Source organism: Sunxiuqinia sp. (assembly GCF_055140945.1).
Genome location: NZ_JBSQYS010000035.1, coordinates 13,387 through 32,842 on the forward strand (window position 1 = coordinate 13,387; position 19,456 = coordinate 32,842).

A 19,456-nucleotide genomic window follows, 5' to 3' on the forward strand; every position below is an offset into this window, starting at 1 on the left:
ATGACCTGAAGTCTTTTTCTAAAAAGGGCTCTGGAATACGATTCATTTGCCAATTCCCGGTAATTTTATGACTTTGTGATACTTCTGTGATAAACTCATCATACCTTTCGCCTGTTCTAAGAAGAAAAAGATTATGGAAAAGGCGTTAATCATTGAGGATGACAAGGATATCTCTGAACTTATTTCCATTCACTTAGCCGACATGAACATGGAAGTGCATAAAGCATTCGATGGCAAAGACGGACTAATGAAAGCGATGAATAACCACTACCGGTTTATCCTGTTAGATATTCGGCTGCCCGAGCTCGACGGGTTCGAAATTTGCAAGCGACTACGGATGGAAAAGAACAACACACCCATTTTAATGATTACCTCCAAATCGGAGGAGATTGATAAAGTTTTAGGACTGGAAATGGGAGCCGACGACTACATCTCTAAGCCATTCGGAATTCGTGAGTTATTAGCACGGGTGAAAGCTGTTTTAAGACGAACAGAACGCATGCCGCAGGGAGAAGATCAGGATGAGGTTGAAATACGTTGCGAACAATTGTACATTAACGTGGGCATGCGTATTGTTGAGATAAACGGAGAGCGTATTGAGCTTTCCCCAAAAGAGTTTGACTTATTGGTTCTGCTGGCTTCCAATCCTGGGAAAACCTATACACGCATGCAGCTGCTCAATAAAGTCTGGGGATACGAATTTGAAGGTTTTGAGCATACCGTAAACTCTCATATCAACCGACTTCGCTCAAAAATTGAAAAGGACATGAGCAAGCCGGAATACATTTTAACCACATGGGGAGTAGGATATAAATTCAGGGAAGCCTGAGTAAAAATATAGTCAAATGCAATTTGCCAAGCCAAAAATATTCAATCGCCTGTATTTACAGGTTTCAGCAATTTTCCTGCTGGTGCTATTCTTTTTCACTGCAATCGTTTTGTATGTTTCGGTGGAATCGGCACGAAAGTATTCCATTGAGGTAAACCAGCAGCTAAACCGTGAGCTGGCAGAAAACACCATTTCTATGCTTCATCCGTTCATTAAAGATGGCACCATTAGCGAAGATGGGGTGAAAGACATTATGCACTCCATGATGGTGATTAACCCAATTGTAGAGGTTTATTTGCTAAATCCCGAAGGAAAAATTTTGCAGTATGTGGCTCCTGACAAAGTGGTTAAACTCGAAGAAGTGAACCTTGCGCCGGTCAAATCCTTTTTGGACGATCCTGCGCACAGCATTATTTATGGCGATGATCCTCGCAATCCGGGAGAACACAAAATATTTTCAGCAGCCCGCGTAATGGAAAATGATCAACTGACGGGCTACATCTACATTGTGTTAGCAAGTCAGAAATACGTTTCGGCTTCTCAGGCCTTGTTAGGTAGTTACATTTTAGGACTGTCCATCCGTTCAATCATCACAATTTTGATTATTTCAGCATTGATTGGACTGCTGGCTATTTGGATGATAACCAACAAGCTCAATCCGATCATCAAAGGAATAAACGAATTTCGAGATGGTCATTTGGATACCCGGATTGATATAAAGTCTGATGGGGAACTGGATCGAATTGGACTGGTTTTTAATGAAATGGCAGATACCATAGAGCGCAATATCCAGGAGCTGAAAGGGGTGGATAACCTGCGACGGGAATTGATTAGCAATGTATCGCATGATTTGCGAACACCGGTAGCCTCCATCCAGGGATATGCCGAAACTTTGCTGCTGAAAAAAGATACCATTCAACCCAAAGAACAGGAGAAATATCTGGAGGTGATTTACAACAGTTGTGCCCGGTTGAAAAAGATGGTTGAAGATTTGTTTGAGCTTTCCAAGTTGCAGGCACAGCAAATAAAACCCCATACCGAGCCATTCTCTATTGCTGAGTTGGTGCATGATATTGCCAGCAAGTACCGGATCATCTCGCAAAAGGAGGGGATTAGCATTAATACGGTAATCGCCAAAGATGTGCCGTTGGTTGAAGCTGACATCTCCATGATTGACCGTGTATTGCAAAACCTGATTGACAATGCCGTGAAATTCTGTAATGAAGGCGATACTATCAATATTGAGATTGATACGAAGAACCCACAAAAAGTAGAAGTGCGTATTGCTGACTCGGGGCGGGGAATTAAACAAGAAGACTTGGAAAATGTATTCCAGCGTTATTATAAAGCCCATGATGATCATCAAAGTACGGGATTGGGACTGGCCATTGTTAAAAAAATGGTTGAACTGCATAACTCCACGATTCAGGTATTCAGCCAATTTGGAAAAGGAACCACCTTCGTTTTTGAACTTCCGGTAGCTAAACTTACCTAGTTTATTGATGAAACGAACATGTAAAAATATTCACACACAGAAGCATTATTATTTAAAGCGAGTTCCATGTGTTGCAAAAAATAAACAATTATAAACACATGCAAAAATGAACTTTTTGTGATCCTGTGGTGATATTTACTATGGATCTTTGACCGAACACCGATACTACTTTCGGAATGATGTTTGAATAGTAAATAGAGTTCAATAAGTGAAGAAAACAAGATTTGAAAGGAAAACGATTATGAAACGAATGATGTATTTATTGCTGTTTAGCCTGATAGCACTCACAGGATGCGCCCAAAATCAGAAGCAGAAACAAGATTCACCGAACTACCGACCATTAACAGCTGAAGAAGAAATGGTGATTATTCATAAGGGAACAGAACGTCCGTTTACCGGAAAATACGATAAGTTTTACGAAGAGGGTACCTACGTTTGCAAACGATGTCGTGCCGAGTTGTATCACTCATCAGACAAGTTTGATTCAGGTTGCGGATGGCCTGGTTTTGATGACGAAATCGAGGGCGCCGTGAAACGAACACCTGATCCTGACGGCATGCGCACAGAGATCACCTGCAATAACTGCGGTGCTCACTTAGGGCATGTTTTTTTAAACGAGGGATTTACTAACAAAAATACCCGGCATTGCGTCAATTCCATTTCCTTGGAATTTATTCCGGCAGGTACTTCGAGAAAAGCTACAAGCGACACAGCATATTTTGCAGGAGGCTGTTTTTGGGGAGTCGAGTATTACCTGGAACAGGAGCCGGGAGTATCGTCTGTTGAGTCTGGCTACATGGGAGGGAATAAGAATAATCCGTCTTACGAGGATGTAAGCTATCGACGTACCGGCCATGCGGAGGTGGTTCGTGTGATTTTCGATCCGTCGGAAACGAATTATGAAAACTTAGCAAAACTGTTTTTCGAAATTCACGACCCTACGCAGGTAAACCGCCAGGGACCTGATGTGGGTTCGCAGTATCGGTCAGAAGTATTTTTTCGCACAGTACAACAGAAGCAGATCGCCGAAAAGCTAATTGAAATGTTGGAATTGAAGGGCTACGATGTGGCTACCCGCGTAACACCGGCAGCTGCTTTCTGGCAAGCCGAAGCATACCATCAGGATTATTACGAGAATAAAGGCGGCACCCCCTATTGCCACAAGCGGGTAAATCGATTTTTACGGTGATGCTTTTAAAAAATTTGGGGAAGATGACGCCAGAATACGGACAAGACAGCTAGCGACGAGGTTTTTTCTTACGCAAGTACACAAAAGAGCCAACTTCGGGGCGCTCACCCGGCTTCAATCGATTTAACCGATATAAGCGTTTCAACTTTATGCCATAGCGTTGAGAGATAAAATGCATCGTCTCGTCCGACTCAAAACGATGAGTTTTATGGGATTTTTTTGCCTTCCTGTGCTTTGGCTCCACATATAAAATCTCGTTTTCCTGGGGTTGCTGACCTTTTTGATAATCGTTATAGGCATAAATCTCCCACTCTTTTAAATCAAACTCCTGAGCAATTTTCTGAAATGTATCGCCCTTTTTCACAACAATCGATCGTAGGTCATTTCTTAAAACAACTTTTCGAGCTTGATATGGATTAATCAGATTTCGACCGTCGACAGGTTGATTGGATTGTTGAATACGTGCTATTTGAGACTTGTCCAGACCTTCGTCGTACAAAAAAAGCTTATGGTCTTCGATAATCTTAATCAAAAGATTGGCATAATGAGGATTCGTGGCATAACCGGCCTTTTTCAAGCCTCGAGCCCAGCCTTTGTAATCAGTCAGGTTTAATGTAAAAAGACCTGCATAGCGCGAATTTAGTGTCAAAAAATCAGAATGATCGACAAAAGATGCTTCTACTGAACTATACTTCCGGAAGCATTCTCCTCTGGCGTCATCGTCGTGATAAACACGCTTTCCTCTCCAGCTACTTTTGCACTTAATCCCGAAATGATTGTTGCTTTTTACACTAAGCTCTGAGTTTCCATCCCCAGACTCCAAACAAGCTTGGGCCAAAGTGATGCTTGCGGGAACTCCGGTTCGTATCATTTCGCTTACGGCAAGCGGCGCAAATTTTTCAATGTATTCTTCGCGGGTATTTATCCGCTGACTAAATCCAATTAAAGTGAGAGTAAGAAAAAAGATACTTAGCGCAATCCTTCGGGTCATAGAAATCAAATTTTAAACAAAAATAAAAAAATAGCCGACTTTTATGCGTTGGTATAACTACCTAAAAAAATGTAAATTTGACAAAGCCTCGATATGAAAACGAAAGAAATTAAAATTAGTATATCACAATTCGAAAATCTAGGTGAATTATCTCCCGAAGATCAGGAATTGATTTTAAAAGCAAGAGCCTCCGCTTCCCTGGCCTATGCACCCTATTCAAATTATTTGGTTGGAGCTGCCCTTCGGCTCGAAGATGAAACAATCGTCACCGGAAACAATCAGGAAAATGCGTCTTCCCCCCTTGGAACTTGCGCCGAGCGATCAGCAATTTTCTGGGCCAATGCCAATTATCCCGACTTAGCGATTGAAACGATCGTGGTTACAGCTATTGACCAAAATGGAAGCGCAGCCAAAAACGTTAGCCCCTGCGGTGCTTGCCGACAAGTTATGGTGGAATGCGAACACAGGTATAGTAAAAGTATGCGCGTTATTCTGGACAGTTCCAACGGAATTGAAATCCTTGAAAATGCAAAAAGCCTGTTACCGCTAAGCTTTAATGGTGATTCGTTAAAATCAATCGGTTAGGATTTATTCTTTCAACTCTTTTATTTGAATTAACTCACTCCAAATAGCATCTCCTTTCGGCGGTTGAGCAACAATTTTTATCATTTTCTTTTGAACCGGATGAATGAACTCTAATTTCCGGGCGTGCAAATGAATACCTCCATCCTGATTGCTCCGGGCCGCACCGTATTTTAAGTCTCCTTTAATGTGGCTACCTATTTTTGATAACTGTACCCGTATTTGATGATGACGACCGGTTTGCAGGTCAACTTCCAATAAATGATACCGATTAAGGCTCGCCCGATGCGTATAGGCCAATTTACAATGTTTAGCTCCCTTTTTAGGTTTTGGAGTTGGTGAAGCATAGCTTTTGTTTTTGCCTTCATCTTTCCAAAGATAATGCTCGAGTGTATCTTCCATATTTTCCGGTAGCGTGTCAACCACAGCCCAATACGTTTTTTTAATGGCCTCTTTGTCTTTAAACATTTCACTTAAGCGAGTAAGCGCCTTGCTTGTACGGGCAAAAATAACCACTCCACTTGTTGGCCTGTCCAATCGGTGTGGCGATCCTAGAAATACATCGCCAGGCTTTTTATATTTATCTTTGATGTATGCTTTAACCTGATCAATCAGCGTTTCATCACCAGTTTTGTCACCCTGCACAATTTCACCACAAGCTTTATTCACAGCGATGATATGATTGTCTTCGTATATTACTTGCATAGCATTAGTTTCAATTTTTGAATTTGACAAGCATTAGTTTCACTCTCCTCAGTGACTTTGCCCTCTACGTTTAGTACTGTTCGCGTTCGTTTGGAAAGCTGACAGCTTTTACATCTTCAATATAACTACCAACTGCACCTTTTATTTCGGCAGCTAAGTTGTGATAACGACGCAGGAAGCGAGGTGAAAATTCCTGCGTAATTCCCAGCATATCATGAATTACTAAAACCTGTCCATCAACTCCACTTCCGGCACCAATTCCGATAATTGGAATTTTGACCGACTCGGCGACCTTTTGACCCAACTCAGCTGGAATTTTCTCCAAAACAATCGCAAAACAGCCGGCTGCTTCGAGCAACTGGGCATCAGCAATAAGTTTGGCTGCTTCTTCATCTTGTTTCGCACGAACCGTGTAAGTTCCATATTTATGAATCGATTGTGGCATCAACCCCAGGTGTCCCATCACTGGAATCCCCGCTGACAAGATCCGATCGATTGATTCAATAACTTCCTTACCTCCTTCAAGTTTAACAGCATCCGCTGCAGTCTCTTTCATGATTCGAATAGCCGAACTTAACGCTTCTTTGCTATTTCCCTGATAGGTTCCAAATGGCATATCTACGACAACCAATGCGCGATTAGCTGCCTTCACAACCGAAGTTCCATGATAAATCATCTGATCAAGGGTAATTGGTAGTGTCGTTTCATTTCCCGACATCACATTTGATGCGGAATCACCTACAAGGATGACATCAATACCTGCTTCATCAACAAGTTTGGCCATACTGTAATCATAGCTGGTTAGCATCGATATTTTTTCGCCTTTCAATTTCATTTCAGAAAGGACGTGAGTGGTTACACGTTTTATCGCTTTTTTATGTACTGACATAACAATGAGTATTCAATTCGTTTACAAAAGTAAGAATTTATGCATTGACACGATGAGTTCTTAAAAAAACCTGATTGAGCATAACGATTACCGAGACGACGCACCCTTTTCTATGTCTTTTTGTCACCAAATATGTCAGGCAGATTTTCATTCAGTCAGAACATCGTGTCAATATTGCACCTAATTCAACTGTTTTTTCATTGGCACAGTCATTGATCTTTTGCTGACCGTTAAAACAATTGAGAAATCTGAAATCATAAAAATTAAATACAATTACAATGGGAAAAATAATTGGAATTGACTTAGGAACAACAAACTCATGTGTTTCCGTAATGGAAGGAAATGAGCCGGTTGTTATTCCTAACAGCGAAGGAAAAAGAACAACGCCATCAATCGTTGCTTTTATTGAGAATGGTGAACGTAAAATTGGTGACCCTGCAAAACGTCAGGCAATTACCAATCCAACAAAAACGGTTGCTTCAATCAAACGATTCATGGGAGAAACTTTTGATAAAGTAACGAAAGAGGTTAATCGTGTTCCTTATAAAGTTGTAAAAGGAGACAATAATACGCCTCGTGTACAAATTGACGATCGTAAGTATTCACCTCAGGAAATTTCAGCGATGATTCTTCAAAAAATGAAGAAAACTGCTGAAGACTACCTGGGACAGGAAGTAACTGAAGCTGTTATTACAGTTCCTGCTTACTTTAGCGACTCACAACGTCAGGCAACTAAAGAAGCCGGAGAAATCGCAGGTCTTCAAGTACGCCGTATTATTAACGAACCTACAGCGGCCTCGTTGGCATATGGTCTTGACAAACAAGACAAAGATATGAAAGTCGCTGTGTTCGACCTTGGTGGTGGTACATTCGATATTTCAATCCTTGAATTAGGTGACGGTGTATTTGAAGTAAAATCAACCGATGGTGATACCCACCTTGGTGGTGACGACTTTGACCAGGTATTGATCGACTGGTTAGCTGATGAATTCAAAAACGATGAAGGTCTTGACTTGCGCAAAGACCCAATGGCACTTCAACGTTTGAAGGAAGCTGCTGAGAAAGCAAAAATTGAATTGTCAAGTTCAACACAAACTGAAATCAACTTGCCATACATTATGCCGGTTGACGGAGTACCAAAACACTTGGTAAAAACATTGACTCGTTCAAAATTTGAACAGTTGGCAGACAGCTTGATTAATGCCACAATGGAGCCCTGTAAAAAAGCGTTGAAAAATGCTGGTTTGTCAGCTTCTGACATTGATGAAATTTTATTGGTTGGTGGATCGACTCGTATCCCGGCTATTCAGGAAAAAGTACAAGCTTTCTTTGGCAAAGCACCCTCAAAAGGAGTAAATCCTGACGAAGTTGTTGCTGTTGGTGCTGCCATTCAAGGTGGTGTACTAACCGGCGAGGTAAAGGATGTATTGTTGCTTGATGTTACTCCTCTGTCATTGGGTATTGAAACCATGGGTGGTGTAATGACTAAATTGATTGAAGCCAATACAACGATTCCTACCAAAAAATCAGAATCATTCACAACTGCGGCAGACAATCAACCTTCAGTTGAGATTCATGTGTTGCAAGGTGAACGCCCAATGGCCAACGGAAACAAAACCATCGGACGATTCCACCTGGATGGAATACCACCATCCCCACGTGGCGTACCTCAAATTGAAGTATCATTTGATATTGATGCCAATGGTATTTTGCATGTTCACGCAAAAGACAAAGCTACCGGCAAATCGCAATCAATCCGTATTGAGGCTTCCTCAGGTTTGAGTGATGATGAAATTCAAAAGATGAAAGCTGAAGCTGAAGCGAATGCAGATGCCGACAAGCAAGCTCGCGAAAAGGTTGATAAAATGAACCAGGCTGATGGTTTGATTTTTCAAACCGACAAACAATTGAAAGAGTTGGGTGACAAATTGCCAGCAGACAAAAAACAACCAATTGAAGATGCATTGAACAAGCTGAAAGAAGCACACAAGGCTGAAGATTTGGCTGCTATTGATGCTGCAACAGCAGAGTTAAACGAAGTATTTCAAGCCGCTTCTCAGGAGATGTATAATGCACAGGCGCAAGCCGAAGGCCAGCCACAAGGAGGACCTCAAGCGAATGCCGGAGGCCAAGGTGGAAGCAGTAAGTCGTCAGGAAATGACCAAGATGGCGAAGTAACTGATGTTGACTTTGAGGAAGTCAAATAGGGCACGATAATCAAGAATAACCAAGGATTAATAAAACGCAGTAAGTTTCTCACTTACTGCGTTTTTTGTGTGTTGTGGATTATAGTGTCAGCCAAATCATAGCGCTTGTTTTCCGTAAAATACAAATTACCAAAACTCACGTACAGCACTTTTTCATTGGGATTATAAATACCAGGGTGACGCTAATTCTGAAGACCATCGCTCCGATGGTTTTGGTTTCATACAAACCGCCTCGGCTAATATGGATAAGCAGGCCGATAAAGGCGATGAATAAAACGGCGACAGCAACAATTAAGATCTTATACGACCATCTTTTCAGTTTAACAAGGCCATACGCTGCTGCCAAATAAAGCAAACTACAGATAAAATTCGCCCAAACAACAAGAAGTACATAGTTTCCCTCTTTAGCCCTGATATCAAACAAATCAAAAATGACTGAACCACTCAGAAAAAGCGTTAACAGCGCAAATGCTGAAAGCAGGACGGCCAAAATACGCGCGTATGTTTTTTTCATTTTATCTTGATCCTTGATTATTGGACAACAGTTCCTTTGGACAATTCGAGCATTCACTGAATCGGTTTTCGTGCTCTTTTTATAGTCACGTAATCAGTGAGGAATGTAATTAATCGGCCTGCACATTGCAGTTCAAACAAGCCAGCGCGTAAGCGTCATATTCATCGTAGGCAGGTCCCGGTATCCCATTGACGGTGATAATACGATCAACCCGGGCTTTGTCGCCTGAATCGAATGTCAAATATTTTTTGAATCCATCTGTTTTCACCAAGCCTGTAATTTTACCTTTGGCCTCTTCAACATCGTTTCCAGTTCCGAAATAGAATACTTTGCTGAATTCCTTTTCCTTTTCTTCTAAAAACATGTCGTAATAGTCAGGGGGTATCGGACTAAATTCTATTTCCATCGTTGTCTCCTTTCTCATGTAGAACTTTTTGTTATTTCCAGCCTTGTTAAAACAGCCTTGTTTTGACTAACCTTAGAAGCCAGTGATTGGATGGTTATGACGACTTGCTATGTTTTCTGTTTGTGACAGAGTAAAGGTACAAATTATTTCTATAAAAAGACACGCATATCTTTTTATAGAAGATTTTCGTTAGCTTTGTCCCACTATTGTTAGATTATTAAAATGGTCAGAGATGCAGAATTATTTTGAAAAACAATTTCAGCTAAGATATTTTGAAATGAATAAGTTCGGAGAAGCTTCTCCAACGACCGTCTTAACGCTACTCGAAGAAGCAGCTGCAGACCATTGTTACTCAATCGATCATAGTTTGTATGATCTGGAAAAACAAAATGTTGGCTGGGTACTACTCTCCGGGGTGATGGAAATGGACCGTTATCCTAAGTACAAAGAAAAAATTACGATCAGAACATGGTTGTCAAGCTACTCCAAAATTAAAGGTATCAGAGAAAATATCATCTATGACGGTCAAGGATGCGTCATTGGAAGAGCCAAGGGACTTTGGGTATTCTTTGACATTAAAAGGAAAAGGCCTGTTCAGATATTCGATGACATAAAAGAGAAATGGGGTAGCGATCATGAAGAATCTATTGACCACGATATTTCAAGGAAAATTCAGGCAATTGACTCAGGAGAATATGCCAACGAATTTAAAATAAATCGATTTGATGTTGATACGAATCTGCATGTGAATAATATCAGGTACTTGCAATGGATGATTGAGTCCATGCCAAAAGAAATTACCGACAATTATGATTTACATTATATCGACGGGCGCTTTATTGCAGAAGCTCATTATGGTGACACAATTCTATCTTATTCAAAGACTGATGTTTGTGAAAATTCGTTTTCTCACACGATAAAGTCACAAAGCAACAATACTAACTGTGCCACAGCAAAAACCAAATGGAAGGAAAGAAAATGGAAAAAGAAATAAACAAACCCGAAACCAATGAATCTCCAATGGAGAAGGAAGAGATTAAGAAAGTAGTTGTAGAACCAATTAAGGAACCAACCCGTTTATATTTTTCTTCTCCCTGTCTCCTTTCTGAAATTGAAGACAATGAGGATATCCTTAATCTTTAATGTAGACACCAGCAGGACCGCTTTTGTATTTAATTGCGTGAGGAAGTATTTTTATATCTTTAAAGAATATTATTCCCCTCAGCATGAAGAAAGAAAAAACGAGAAATGAACTTTCCCTCTGGGTTGATTGCTATACGCAAGACCTCTATTCCTGGGCTTTGCATAAAGTATCCAATACGGAGCTGGCACAGGATTTGGTGCAAGACACCTTTTTGGCTGCCGTTGAAAAAGCTGGAAGTTTCAAAGGAGACAGCTCGCCTAAAACCTGGCTGTTCAGCATACTCAATCACAAAATTATTGACCACTACCGAAAAAAGGTGAACCAGCCTTCGAGCTTCGACAACCAATTGTTCTCGATGTTCTTTGAAGCTGGTGGCGAATGGCAGGAGACCCGTAAGCCCAAAGAATGGATTGATGAGCAGGATGAGCAGGTGCTGGATGATCCGGAATTTCGCAAAGTCCTTCAGCATTGTCTGGATGCCCTGCCCGACCAATGGAGTACTTCGGTAAAACTGAAATACCTGATGGAGAAAAAAGGAGAGGAGATTTGTCAGGAGCTCGGGATCACCCCGTCTAATTTTTGGCAGATCATCCACCGGGCGAAACTTCAACTCAGGGATTGTGTAGAGACAAAATGGTTTATTTAAATCAAACAGATGAAAAAATTAATGAATAGATTATTTCTTTCGTGTCTGAAAGCCACGGAACTAATGGAAAAGCGGTTTCATTTTAAACTTTCAGTTACTGAAAAGATGCAACTGAAGGCGCATAAAATGATGTGCGATGCCTGCACGCGATATGAAAAACAAAGTGAGTTTTTGGAAAAAGGAATTCAGGCGTACCACGAAAAGCTGGAACAAGAAGAAAACATGGATAAGCTAAAAGAGCAAATTAACCTGAAACTGAATGGAAACAAGCACTAAAATTTTTAGACTTCTACTGGTATGAAAATTTTCAAACTAAAACAATCGGATGTGAAACGGGCACTGCGTGTGGCATTGCTGGTCGGTATTATTCTTAACCTGATCAACAACCCCGATTTATTTCTTTTCTCCATTGAAAATGTAAATCCTTTCCAGTTCACACTTACTTTTTTTGTTCCCTTTTTTGTTTCACTCTATTCGGCCGTACTTGCCAGTAAATCCAATTGTACGGAAACTGTTGTGGCAAGCCAGGTACACGAACCATCAACCCAAAACAGACGATGAGCCGAATCCAGGTTATTCCACCAGAAGAAGCCACGGGAAGGTTAAACTGAATTAATTTTGTAAATCGCATTGTCTTGGCACTGGGGCTTGAAGCCAGTGAAAAGGAAATGCAAGGTTACCAGTATTAACTTCGGCTCGATACAAATCAATCAAATACCTGCCAACGGTATAACCATTCTTTTCTGAACAATCCCTTGTCAGGAATTGCCTGCTTGCCCGACTGTTTTCATGAATCACAAAAAAATGAAATCATGAAGAAGATGAATACAGTAGCTATTTTATTGTTGGGATTATTGGTAACGATCCTCATCCAGGCCAATCCATTTCAAAATGACTCCGAAGTCCAAAATGATACCGGAATCGCTTTCCACCAGGGAAGTTGGTCTGAAGCCTTGCAACGGGCAAAAGAAGAAGGCAAAACCATTTTTCTGGATATTTCGGCCAGTTGGTGTGCCCCGTGTAAACTATTGAAAGCAAAAACTTTTCCCAACGCCGAAGTGGCCGAATTCTACAACGCCAACTTCATCAATGTGACGGTGGACGGTGAAAAAGGCGAAGGCATTGAACTGGCCCGGAAGTACCGGATCAAAGGTTATCCAAGCCTGATTTTTCTGGACAGCAAGGGCAATCTGATCGCTCAAACCGCTGGTTACCGAAACCCAAAACAGTTGATTGAAATCGGGGAACAAATACTGAACAAGTAAGCCATGAAGACAAAAGGGGCAGCAACTATTGAGGGATCTCAAAGCCGAAGGGTTCGAACAGCAGTGTTGGTTTTGGCGTTTTTTTGGATGATGGCTGCCCCTGTTTTATTGCATGCGCAAACCTGTTGTTCAGGAGGCGTTCCACTTGGCGGTAGTTTGGGATTGGGTGCGGCCGAAAACCAGGCCCTGCAGATTTTGGTCACCTATGATTACAATGCTTTGAATGATTTGGTCGACATCTCGGAACAACTCGACGACCAAACCCGCAGCCGGATAACCCACTCATCCATTATTGAAGTGAACTACGGGCTAACCAACCGCTTTTCACTCACGGGTGTTTTGCCATTTATCCGGCAGGAAAGAAACATCCAGGCTTTTGGCGGAACCGAAGACTTTACGGCAGCGCAAGGACTGGGCGATGTGGTTTTACTGGCCAAGTACCGCCTGATCAATCCTGAAAAAGGATCGGATATTGACTGGGTGGTTGGTGCCGGTCCAAAAATACCAACTGCAAAAACTGATTTTACAAACAACCAGGGCTTGGACATGGCTGCCGATATGCAACCCGGATCCGGCTCGCTGGATGGCATTTTCTGGAGCTCGTTTCAGAAAAATCGTTTCTTGAAAAATCCCAATCTCGGGCTGGTAGCGGTGACAACTTTTCGGTATTCGGGAAAAAACAGGAACTATAACGACAGCCAGACTTATCAATTTGGCAACGAATTTCAATTCAACCTGGGATTGAATTACAGCCTGTTTGTCAAACGCCCGGTCGATGTCTTCACCTTTTTCCGCTACCGGAAACAAACGGAAGACATGATTGATGGTGGGGTTTTCCCCTCTTCGGGCGGGCAGTGGGTTTATGCCATTCCAGGAGTCAATATCCGTTTCTCTCCCGATTTGTCGCTCAGGCTTTCCGGAGACATTCCGCTTTACCGGAAACTGGATGGCACACAACTAACCACCTCATATAAATTAACAGCAGCAGTACTTTTCAACCTGCCGCTGAAGAAAAAGTCAATGTTTACCAATTAAAAAAGAAACAGATGAAAACAATACTGATTTATTTATTGACCGTTGCCTTTTTGGCAACAGCTTGCGGTGAAGATGAAATGAGTGCAGGAACCAATCCTCCGGGATCAGCAGATTCCGGTGAGTGGTTGATTCCTAAAAATGAAGTACGCGACGGTGGACCGGGACGAGACGGTATTCCGGCACTTTCGGCTCCCCAATTCATTACGGCACAGGAAGCCACATTTTTAACCGACAACGACCTGGTATTGGGATTTGCCGATGGCAGCGATGTGCGTGCCTATCCCCACGACATTCTCGATTGGCACGAAATTATTAACGACGAAACAGCCAACCATTCCATAGCGGTCATCTATTGTCCGCTCACCGGAACGGGTATTGGCTGGGACCGGAACGTTGCCGGAACAAAAACCACCGTTGGGGTTTCCGGCCTGCTTTACAACTCGAACATCATCCCCTACGACCGGTCAACCAACAGCAACTGGTCGCAACTTTTGCTGAAATCGGTGAACGGTGAGCTGATTGGAACATCAGCAAACACTTACAACCTGGTTGAAACAAGCTGGAAAACCTGGAAACAACTGTACCCTTCAACCAAAGTGGTTTCAACCAATACGGGGCACAACCGGAACTATGGCAATTATCCCTACGGAAACTACAAAACATCCGGCAATCTGCTCTTTCCGGTAAGCCGCACCGATGGCCGTCTCGATGCCAAAGAACGGGTGCTGGGAGTCGTGATTGGTGAAAAGGCCAAAGCCTATCGTTTCGAAAATTTTCCCGACCAACTGGAAGTCATCAACGACACGTTTGAAGGTACCCAACTGGTGGTGGCCGGAAGCAAAACCAATAACCTGATGGTTGCCTTCGATCGAAAACTTCCGGATGGTACGGTCCTCGAGTTTCAAGCGTTACAAGCGAGTGTTAATGGCCTTTTGCAAGACAATGAAGGAAACAAATGGGATGTGTTTGGGCGCGCCGTAGATGGTCTGCGAACCGGACAAACACTGACACCGGTGCTTCAAATGATGGGCTATTGGTTTTCGTTTGCCGCTTTTTACCCCGAGATCACTATTTTCTAATCGCGTTAACCATGAACTATTTTCCACGAAAACATGCGATCGTCCTGGTCTTGATATTCATCGTGCAGGCATTTGAAGCAGCAGGCGGCAACGAAACCAGCAAAAAGGAGGCCTTATTCAAAATTGAACGAAGCCGCGATGCCGATGAAATCTATTACGAAGTACGTGTGACCGATGAAGGTCAGTTGGATCAGAAAAACCCCATCGATATTTTCTGGATCAGGCACACCAAAGACGGAGCGGTCGAACCTCTGACAAGAATTCAGCGGAAACTTTCCTATGGGTTGAGTTTTCTGAACATTACGGATGATCAGGCCCTCTTCCGCTTTGCCGCCTTTTCAAAAGTAATGACGCTCCAAAAAACCGCTGATGGACGCTACCATGTTTTTACTTTGGTTAACGGAGCAACCGTTGAAGTTGAGCGGATCTTTATTCAATTTGATGGAGGTACCTTCCTGCTACCGAAAATCTCGCGGGTGGAGTTGCACGTGATCAGTCCTGAAACCAACAAACACTATGCTGAATTGATCCATCCCTGAAATAAATCGCAAAAAAATTGTCAGGTTTTCGAAGGTCATCCGACTGTAATACAAATCTCATCCGAAAGAGATATTTTTTAGTCACCTAAAATTGAAACAATGAAGCAATTTACCTCATGGCTGGGGCTGCTGGCTTTCTCATTTTTTCTAGTCAGTTGCGAATACAATAACGAAGAAGAATTGTATGGAGACAAGCAAGACTGCGACACCAGCAACGTGGCCTATTCTCAAACCGTCAAGCCCATTCTAACGGCCAGTTGTTACAGCTGCCATTCAGTCAGCAACGCCAACACTTTTGGATCGGGGATCAATCTGGAAACATACAGCGAACTAATGATTCAGATCAACAACGGGAAGTTGGTCGGCGCAATTAGTCATTCACCGGGTTTCACGCCCATGCCCCAGGTTGGTGCCAAACTGGACGATTGTTCCATCGAAAAAATAAAAGCCTGGATTAACGAAGGAGCTGCAGACAACTAAATAAAACCACATGAAGAAAATAATCCTTTATATGATTTTTCTGGTCCCTTTTGCTTCGACGGGGCAAGACCTGGATGAGTTACTGGACGCAGAAACATCGGTAGGAAAGATCTACGAAAGCGCCGCATTCAAGGCCACCCGCGTCATTAATGGTCATTCGGTGGAGCAAATGAAAGCCAAACATCTTGATTTTCGTATTTCGCACCGGTTTGGGGAACTGAATGGCGGCGCCTACGAATTTTTTGGTCTCGACCAGGCCACCATCCACCTGAGCCTCGAATACGGCCTGAAAGATTGGTTAATGGCTGGCGTGGGCCGCAGCAACCTGCTAAAGACTTATGACGGATTTGTCAAGTTAAAACTCTTGCGCCAGACAGCCGGATCGAACAGTGTCCCCGTCTTTTTATCGTACATGGGATCGACCGAAATCTTCACAACGAAATGGACAAATCTGGAGCGGGATAATCTGTTCTCGTCCAGGCTGACTTACGTGCACCAGTTACTGATCGCGCGGAAATTCAACGATCAGTTGAGCCTGCAATTATCGCCAACCCTTGTCCACAAAAATCTGACTCCAACCACCCGGGACGACAATGATTTATATGCTTTGGGAGCCAGTGGACGCTACAAAATCTCTAACCGGGTGGCGATCAATGCCGAATATTTTTACGCGTTCCGCTCCGATGATGCTTCTGTCGATTATCCAAATGCACTTTCGTTTGGCGTTGATATTGAAACTGGCGGGCACGTTTTTCAGTTGATGCTCACCAACTCGCTGGCCATGCGCGAAGGTGGTTTTATTTGGGGACAGGACAACCACAACTGGGATGATGGTGGAATCCATTTTGGCTTCAACGTTTCCAGGGTGTTCTCCTTTGATAAAAAGGCCAGTAGCTATTAATTAAGACAACCCAATTATGAAAACGACGATTAAGAGAACGCAAAACCCAGGCCCAAAGAGGGTGAGTAATTTGTGCGTAACGAAAAAGCTTGTACTATCAATTTTTGTAATCTTATTCACAACCGGGTTATTCGGACAAGAAATATATTTTACCAAAACAGGAACGGTTATTTTCGATTCGTCTACCCCGCTGGAAACAATCCATGCTGAGAATAATCAAGTCACCTCGTTTTTAAAAACCACCAACGGGGAGCTGAACTTTGCGGCTCTGATGAAATCCTTCAAGTTTAAGAATGCCCTCATGGAGGAACATTTCAACGAGAATTTTATTGAATCGTCGAAATACCCAAAAGCAGTTTTCAAAGGCCAAATCCTGAACTGGTCAGCCATTGACCTGTCCAAAGAAGAAGCGCAGGAAGCCAACGTTGAAGGAGAACTCACCTTGCATGGTGTGACCAAGAAAATCAGCACAAAGGCAGTTTTGTATCCCCAAAACGGCAAGATTGCCGGGACCTGCGACTTTGTTGTATCAGCCGAAGATTTTGAAATTAAAATTCCGGCTTTGGTCCGCGACAAGATCGCCAAAGAAGTGAAGGTAGCAGTGAATGTGAATTACGAACCTTACAACAGATAGATATGAAACCTGCTTATAAAATTAGTTTGATATTCATCGTGCTTGCGGTTGTTGCCGGAGCAGGAGCATACTGGTACGTATTTTTGAAACCACACGAAAACCTGGAAAACACGAAGCCGGAATTTAAACTCAGCTCGACACAACTTCTGAAAGATTTTACAGAGGACGAAGCAGCCGCCAATGCCAAGTATTCGGGCAAAGTTGTTGAAGTGCTCGGAGAGGTTGTTGCTGTACAAACAGGCGAACAGGGCACCGCAATCATCCTGGAAGACGAGCTTTTCGGTGTCAGCGTCTACCTCGACAGCAGTTTTGTCGCAGCCAATCAACAACTAACAAACCAGACAGCAGCCGGAGAAACCATCACCATCCGGGGAAAATGCGATGGCATGCTAAACGACGTGGTCATCAGCCGGGCGGTGATCGTTCAATAATTCATTCGCTCCCCCATTGCCCGCTCAAATTTAATTCGTTGAAACAAAAGTCCTTCGTATTATTCCTTTAAGCTAATTTTATATTTATTTTTGATACATGAAACGCTTACAGGAAATAAAAGATAAGTACGTTGAACGTTCAACATTATCATAAACACCCGATCACCCCGGTTTTGGCCGAAGATAAAGCGCGCTACTTCGAAGCGCTTGAGCAAACAAGGCAACAGCAAAACCAAGACATCTTCCGGAAATTTATGTTCGATGAATCGTTGAAGTACTTCAATGGGGAAATCAGCATGATGACACAGAAGCAAGTTCTCAAGAAAAAACCAGGAAAAGGCTTGGCTTTCCTGTATTAAATTGTCCCATACAGCACTGGAGATTATTTTTCTGACCAACTCCTGTCAGGAATAACCATGTTGCCCGACTGTTCTTTTGAATCACTAAAAATTCAAAATCATGAAAACAGTAAAATCAATTTTTGCAAGTTTTATTCTTATCGCACTGGTCAGCGTTTCTGCTTTTGCCGGGACAGACTCAAACGTTATCGCTGTGGTCAACAAAGCCGAATGGTGTCCGACCTGTCAGAAAAATGGGATGCGCGCCATGGAAACCTTTAAGGCCAATAACGAAGATATGGCCATTCATTTTATCGCCAATGACCTGACTGATGACGAAAGCAAAAAGAAATCAGCAGAAGCATTGGAAAAAGTTGGGCTCGCCAAAGTGATGGCCGACCATAAAGGAACCGGCGTGGTTTATTTTTTTGATGCGGAAAGCAAAGAATTAATTAACCAAGTTAGCGTTGCCAAACCCAATGAAGAACTGGCCGAAGCGATTGCCACGGCAAAGCGGGGAGCGGAATAAGCATTGAATAATTTAAACAGCAGGGCGGAGCTACTTAGTTCCGCCTTTTTATTTGAAAACCAGTAGAAAAAAAAATCAAAATACTTGTCAGGATTTGCGTTTGTTACGACTGTTTGTTCAAATCATCAACAAATAAGAAATTCAAAATGAAAAAGAAAAAAATCATCCGGGCAGGGATAATCACGGTAGTTGCAGGGATTGTAATTGCCGGGGCAGTTGTCCTCTACTTGTTCAACATGCCGCACCGCGACGTACAATCTGCCAAGTCGGATTTTAACCTGACCAGTTCGCAACTCGTAGCCGAATATTTAGCTGATGCAGCCGCGGCAAACACGAAGTACCTGGCTGCCGATGGCGATTCGAAAGTTCTGGAAGTAAGCGGGGAAGTTAGCAAAATATCAGAAAATTTCGACGGCCAAAAAGTAGTCCTGCTAAAAAGTGCAGCCGACAAAGCCGGTGTTAGTGCCAGCTTCTTACCCGAAACCAGCGCCAATGCCGAAAAATTACAGGTAGGACAAAGCGTTACCATTAAGGGCGTCATCCGCTCGGGCGCTGCCTATGACGATGACCTGGAACTGTACGAAAATGTAATCCTTGAAAAAAGTGATATCGTAACAAAATAAAAATC

The 19,456-nt window shown here is 42.7% G+C and carries 26 protein-coding genes; 21 read left to right on the plus strand and 5 right to left on the minus strand.

Translation table 11 applies throughout. The features are described from left to right. Positions 1-133 precede the first annotated feature (133 nt). The 3 genes from ACTB00_RS15030 (at position 134) to ACTB00_RS15040 (ending at position 3,513) form a co-directional block, all read left to right on the plus strand. Entirely contained in the window at positions 134-829 is a 696-nt protein-coding gene (locus ACTB00_RS15030; protein WP_463300737.1) for a response regulator transcription factor, read from the plus strand. Positions 830-845: 16 nt separating this feature from the next. Then, positions 846-2,324, plus strand: a complete 1,479-nt coding sequence (locus ACTB00_RS15035; RefSeq protein WP_463300738.1) for a sensor histidine kinase — start codon at positions 846-848, stop codon at positions 2,322-2,324. A 241-nt stretch (positions 2,325-2,565) separates the two neighbouring features. Next, entirely contained in the window at positions 2,566-3,513 is a 948-nt protein-coding gene (locus ACTB00_RS15040; protein WP_463300739.1) for a bifunctional methionine sulfoxide reductase B/A protein, read from the plus strand. Between the two features lie 49 nt (positions 3,514-3,562). Here ACTB00_RS15040 and ACTB00_RS15045 read toward each other — a convergent pair whose 3' ends face one another. Next, entirely contained in the window at positions 3,563-4,504 is a 942-nt protein-coding gene (locus ACTB00_RS15045) for a glucosaminidase domain-containing protein (RefSeq protein WP_463300740.1), read from the minus strand. Positions 4,505-4,597: 93 nt separating this feature from the next. On the opposite strand from ACTB00_RS15045, the gene ACTB00_RS15050 reads away from it, so the two are divergent. After that, positions 4,598-5,089: a cytidine deaminase gene (locus ACTB00_RS15050; protein WP_463300741.1), complete on the plus strand. Its 492-nt coding sequence runs from the start codon at positions 4,598-4,600 to the stop codon at positions 5,087-5,089. Positions 5,090-5,092: 3 nt separating this feature from the next. On the opposite strand, the gene ACTB00_RS15055 is transcribed toward ACTB00_RS15050, so the two are convergent. Next, complete coding sequence (locus tag ACTB00_RS15055; RefSeq protein WP_463300742.1) at positions 5,093-5,791, minus strand: RluA family pseudouridine synthase; 699 nt, start codon at positions 5,789-5,791, stop codon at positions 5,093-5,095. A gap of 70 nt (positions 5,792-5,861) precedes the next feature. After that, positions 5,862-6,680, minus strand: a complete 819-nt coding sequence (panB, locus tag ACTB00_RS15060) for a 3-methyl-2-oxobutanoate hydroxymethyltransferase (RefSeq protein ID WP_463300743.1) — start codon at positions 6,678-6,680, stop codon at positions 5,862-5,864. A 278-nt stretch (positions 6,681-6,958) separates the two neighbouring features. On the opposite strand from panB, the gene dnaK reads away from it, so the two are divergent. Beyond that, on the plus strand, positions 6,959-8,887 hold the full coding sequence (dnaK, locus tag ACTB00_RS15065) for a molecular chaperone DnaK (RefSeq protein WP_463300744.1): 1,929 nt from the start codon (positions 6,959-6,961) through the stop codon (positions 8,885-8,887). 136 nt (positions 8,888-9,023) lie between these two features. On the opposite strand, the gene ACTB00_RS15070 is transcribed toward dnaK, so the two are convergent. Next, positions 9,024-9,401 carry a hypothetical protein gene (locus tag ACTB00_RS15070; protein WP_463300745.1) on the minus strand — a complete coding sequence of 126 codons (378 nt, stop codon included), beginning with the start codon at positions 9,399-9,401 and terminating at the stop codon, positions 9,024-9,026. A gap of 109 nt (positions 9,402-9,510) precedes the next feature. Continuing rightward, the gene (locus tag ACTB00_RS15075) at positions 9,511-9,825 is read right to left on the minus strand and encodes a hypothetical protein (RefSeq protein ID WP_463300746.1); all 315 of its coding nucleotides are present in this window, start codon (positions 9,823-9,825) and stop codon (positions 9,511-9,513) included. Positions 9,826-10,039: 214 nt separating this feature from the next. Between ACTB00_RS15075 and ACTB00_RS15080 the strand changes: the two genes are divergently transcribed. From ACTB00_RS15080 to ACTB00_RS15155, 16 genes are all read left to right on the plus strand, one after another. After that, positions 10,040-10,801 (plus strand): acyl-[acyl-carrier-protein] thioesterase, encoded by a 762-nt coding sequence (locus ACTB00_RS15080; RefSeq protein ID WP_463300747.1) that lies wholly within the window; start codon positions 10,040-10,042, stop codon positions 10,799-10,801. Beyond that, positions 10,786-10,950, plus strand: a complete 165-nt coding sequence (locus ACTB00_RS15085) for a hypothetical protein (protein ID WP_463300748.1) — start codon at positions 10,786-10,788, stop codon at positions 10,948-10,950. Before ACTB00_RS15080 ends, ACTB00_RS15085 begins: the two co-directional genes overlap by 16 nt. Before the next feature lie 83 nt (positions 10,951-11,033). Then, the gene (locus ACTB00_RS15090; protein WP_463300749.1) at positions 11,034-11,597 is read left to right on the plus strand and encodes a sigma-70 family RNA polymerase sigma factor; all 564 of its coding nucleotides are present in this window, start codon (positions 11,034-11,036) and stop codon (positions 11,595-11,597) included. Between the two features lie 9 nt (positions 11,598-11,606). Further along, positions 11,607-11,873: a hypothetical protein gene (locus tag ACTB00_RS15095; protein WP_463300750.1), complete on the plus strand. Its 267-nt coding sequence runs from the start codon at positions 11,607-11,609 to the stop codon at positions 11,871-11,873. 21 nt (positions 11,874-11,894) lie between these two features. Next, the gene (locus ACTB00_RS15100; RefSeq protein ID WP_463300751.1) at positions 11,895-12,158 is read left to right on the plus strand and encodes a hypothetical protein; all 264 of its coding nucleotides are present in this window, start codon (positions 11,895-11,897) and stop codon (positions 12,156-12,158) included. A gap of 251 nt (positions 12,159-12,409) precedes the next feature. Beyond that, a complete protein-coding gene (locus tag ACTB00_RS15105; protein WP_463300752.1) occupies positions 12,410-12,862 on the plus strand; it encodes a thioredoxin family protein in 453 nt (150 codons plus the stop codon). A gap of 3 nt (positions 12,863-12,865) precedes the next feature. Beyond that, positions 12,866-13,897, plus strand: coding sequence for a transporter (locus tag ACTB00_RS15110; protein WP_463300753.1), 1,032 nt, complete (start codon positions 12,866-12,868; stop codon positions 13,895-13,897). Positions 13,898-13,908: 11 nt separating this feature from the next. Further along, a complete protein-coding gene (locus ACTB00_RS15115) occupies positions 13,909-14,976 on the plus strand; it encodes a DUF3179 domain-containing protein (protein ID WP_463300754.1) in 1,068 nt (355 codons plus the stop codon). A gap of 11 nt (positions 14,977-14,987) precedes the next feature. Beyond that, complete coding sequence (locus ACTB00_RS15120; RefSeq protein ID WP_463300755.1) at positions 14,988-15,515, plus strand: DUF4833 domain-containing protein; 528 nt, start codon at positions 14,988-14,990, stop codon at positions 15,513-15,515. 99 nt (positions 15,516-15,614) lie between these two features. After that, positions 15,615-15,995, plus strand: coding sequence for a hypothetical protein (locus tag ACTB00_RS15125; RefSeq protein WP_463300756.1), 381 nt, complete (start codon positions 15,615-15,617; stop codon positions 15,993-15,995). A gap of 10 nt (positions 15,996-16,005) precedes the next feature. After that, a complete protein-coding gene (locus ACTB00_RS15130; RefSeq protein ID WP_463300757.1) occupies positions 16,006-16,896 on the plus strand; it encodes a DUF5777 family beta-barrel protein in 891 nt (296 codons plus the stop codon). Positions 16,897-16,912: 16 nt separating this feature from the next. Next, a complete protein-coding gene (locus tag ACTB00_RS15135; RefSeq protein WP_463300758.1) occupies positions 16,913-17,530 on the plus strand; it encodes a YceI family protein in 618 nt (205 codons plus the stop codon). Positions 17,531-17,532: 2 nt separating this feature from the next. Further along, a complete protein-coding gene (locus ACTB00_RS15140) occupies positions 17,533-17,961 on the plus strand; it encodes an OB-fold protein (protein ID WP_463300759.1) in 429 nt (142 codons plus the stop codon). 131 nt (positions 17,962-18,092) lie between these two features. Continuing rightward, complete coding sequence (locus tag ACTB00_RS15145; RefSeq protein ID WP_463300760.1) at positions 18,093-18,320, plus strand: hypothetical protein; 228 nt, start codon at positions 18,093-18,095, stop codon at positions 18,318-18,320. Between the two features lie 100 nt (positions 18,321-18,420). Next, positions 18,421-18,828: a TlpA family protein disulfide reductase gene (locus ACTB00_RS15150; RefSeq protein WP_463300761.1), complete on the plus strand. Its 408-nt coding sequence runs from the start codon at positions 18,421-18,423 to the stop codon at positions 18,826-18,828. 146 nt (positions 18,829-18,974) lie between these two features. Beyond that, positions 18,975-19,451, plus strand: coding sequence for an OB-fold protein (locus tag ACTB00_RS15155; protein WP_463300762.1), 477 nt, complete (start codon positions 18,975-18,977; stop codon positions 19,449-19,451). The last annotated feature ends 5 nt before the right edge of the window (positions 19,452-19,456 follow it).

Excerpts from the sequence above, each read along its gene's own strand:
- ACTB00_RS15030 (WP_463300737.1), top strand. The coding sequence starts at position 134 with ATGGAAAAGGCGTTAATCATTGAGGATGACAAGGATATCTCTGAACTT.
- ACTB00_RS15035 (WP_463300738.1), top strand. The coding sequence starts at position 846 with ATGCAATTTGCCAAGCCAAAAATATTCAATCGCCTGTATTTACAGGTT.
- ACTB00_RS15040 (WP_463300739.1), top strand. The coding sequence starts at position 2,566 with ATGAAACGAATGATGTATTTATTGCTGTTTAGCCTGATAGCACTCACA.
- ACTB00_RS15045 (WP_463300740.1), bottom strand. The coding sequence starts at position 4,504 with ATGACCCGAAGGATTGCGCTAAGTATCTTTTTTCTTACTCTCACTTTA.
- ACTB00_RS15050 (WP_463300741.1), top strand. The coding sequence starts at position 4,598 with ATGAAAACGAAAGAAATTAAAATTAGTATATCACAATTCGAAAATCTA.
- ACTB00_RS15055 (WP_463300742.1), bottom strand. The coding sequence starts at position 5,791 with ATGCAAGTAATATACGAAGACAATCATATCATCGCTGTGAATAAAGCT.
- panB (WP_463300743.1), bottom strand. The coding sequence starts at position 6,680 with ATGTCAGTACATAAAAAAGCGATAAAACGTGTAACCACTCACGTCCTT.
- dnaK (WP_463300744.1), top strand. The coding sequence starts at position 6,959 with ATGGGAAAAATAATTGGAATTGACTTAGGAACAACAAACTCATGTGTT.
- ACTB00_RS15070 (WP_463300745.1), bottom strand. The coding sequence starts at position 9,401 with ATGAAAAAAACATACGCGCGTATTTTGGCCGTCCTGCTTTCAGCATTT.
- ACTB00_RS15075 (WP_463300746.1), bottom strand. The coding sequence starts at position 9,825 with ATGAGAAAGGAGACAACGATGGAAATAGAATTTAGTCCGATACCCCCT.
- ACTB00_RS15080 (WP_463300747.1), top strand. The coding sequence starts at position 10,040 with ATGCAGAATTATTTTGAAAAACAATTTCAGCTAAGATATTTTGAAATG.
- ACTB00_RS15085 (WP_463300748.1), top strand. The coding sequence starts at position 10,786 with ATGGAAAAAGAAATAAACAAACCCGAAACCAATGAATCTCCAATGGAG.
- ACTB00_RS15090 (WP_463300749.1), top strand. The coding sequence starts at position 11,034 with ATGAAGAAAGAAAAAACGAGAAATGAACTTTCCCTCTGGGTTGATTGC.
- ACTB00_RS15095 (WP_463300750.1), top strand. The coding sequence starts at position 11,607 with ATGAAAAAATTAATGAATAGATTATTTCTTTCGTGTCTGAAAGCCACG.
- ACTB00_RS15100 (WP_463300751.1), top strand. The coding sequence starts at position 11,895 with ATGAAAATTTTCAAACTAAAACAATCGGATGTGAAACGGGCACTGCGT.
- ACTB00_RS15105 (WP_463300752.1), top strand. The coding sequence starts at position 12,410 with ATGAAGAAGATGAATACAGTAGCTATTTTATTGTTGGGATTATTGGTA.
- ACTB00_RS15110 (WP_463300753.1), top strand. The coding sequence starts at position 12,866 with ATGAAGACAAAAGGGGCAGCAACTATTGAGGGATCTCAAAGCCGAAGG.
- ACTB00_RS15115 (WP_463300754.1), top strand. The coding sequence starts at position 13,909 with ATGAAAACAATACTGATTTATTTATTGACCGTTGCCTTTTTGGCAACA.
- ACTB00_RS15120 (WP_463300755.1), top strand. The coding sequence starts at position 14,988 with ATGAACTATTTTCCACGAAAACATGCGATCGTCCTGGTCTTGATATTC.
- ACTB00_RS15125 (WP_463300756.1), top strand. The coding sequence starts at position 15,615 with ATGAAGCAATTTACCTCATGGCTGGGGCTGCTGGCTTTCTCATTTTTT.
- ACTB00_RS15130 (WP_463300757.1), top strand. The coding sequence starts at position 16,006 with ATGAAGAAAATAATCCTTTATATGATTTTTCTGGTCCCTTTTGCTTCG.
- ACTB00_RS15135 (WP_463300758.1), top strand. The coding sequence starts at position 16,913 with ATGAAAACGACGATTAAGAGAACGCAAAACCCAGGCCCAAAGAGGGTG.
- ACTB00_RS15140 (WP_463300759.1), top strand. The coding sequence starts at position 17,533 with ATGAAACCTGCTTATAAAATTAGTTTGATATTCATCGTGCTTGCGGTT.
- ACTB00_RS15150 (WP_463300761.1), top strand. The coding sequence starts at position 18,421 with ATGAAAACAGTAAAATCAATTTTTGCAAGTTTTATTCTTATCGCACTG.
- ACTB00_RS15155 (WP_463300762.1), top strand. The coding sequence starts at position 18,975 with ATGAAAAAGAAAAAAATCATCCGGGCAGGGATAATCACGGTAGTTGCA.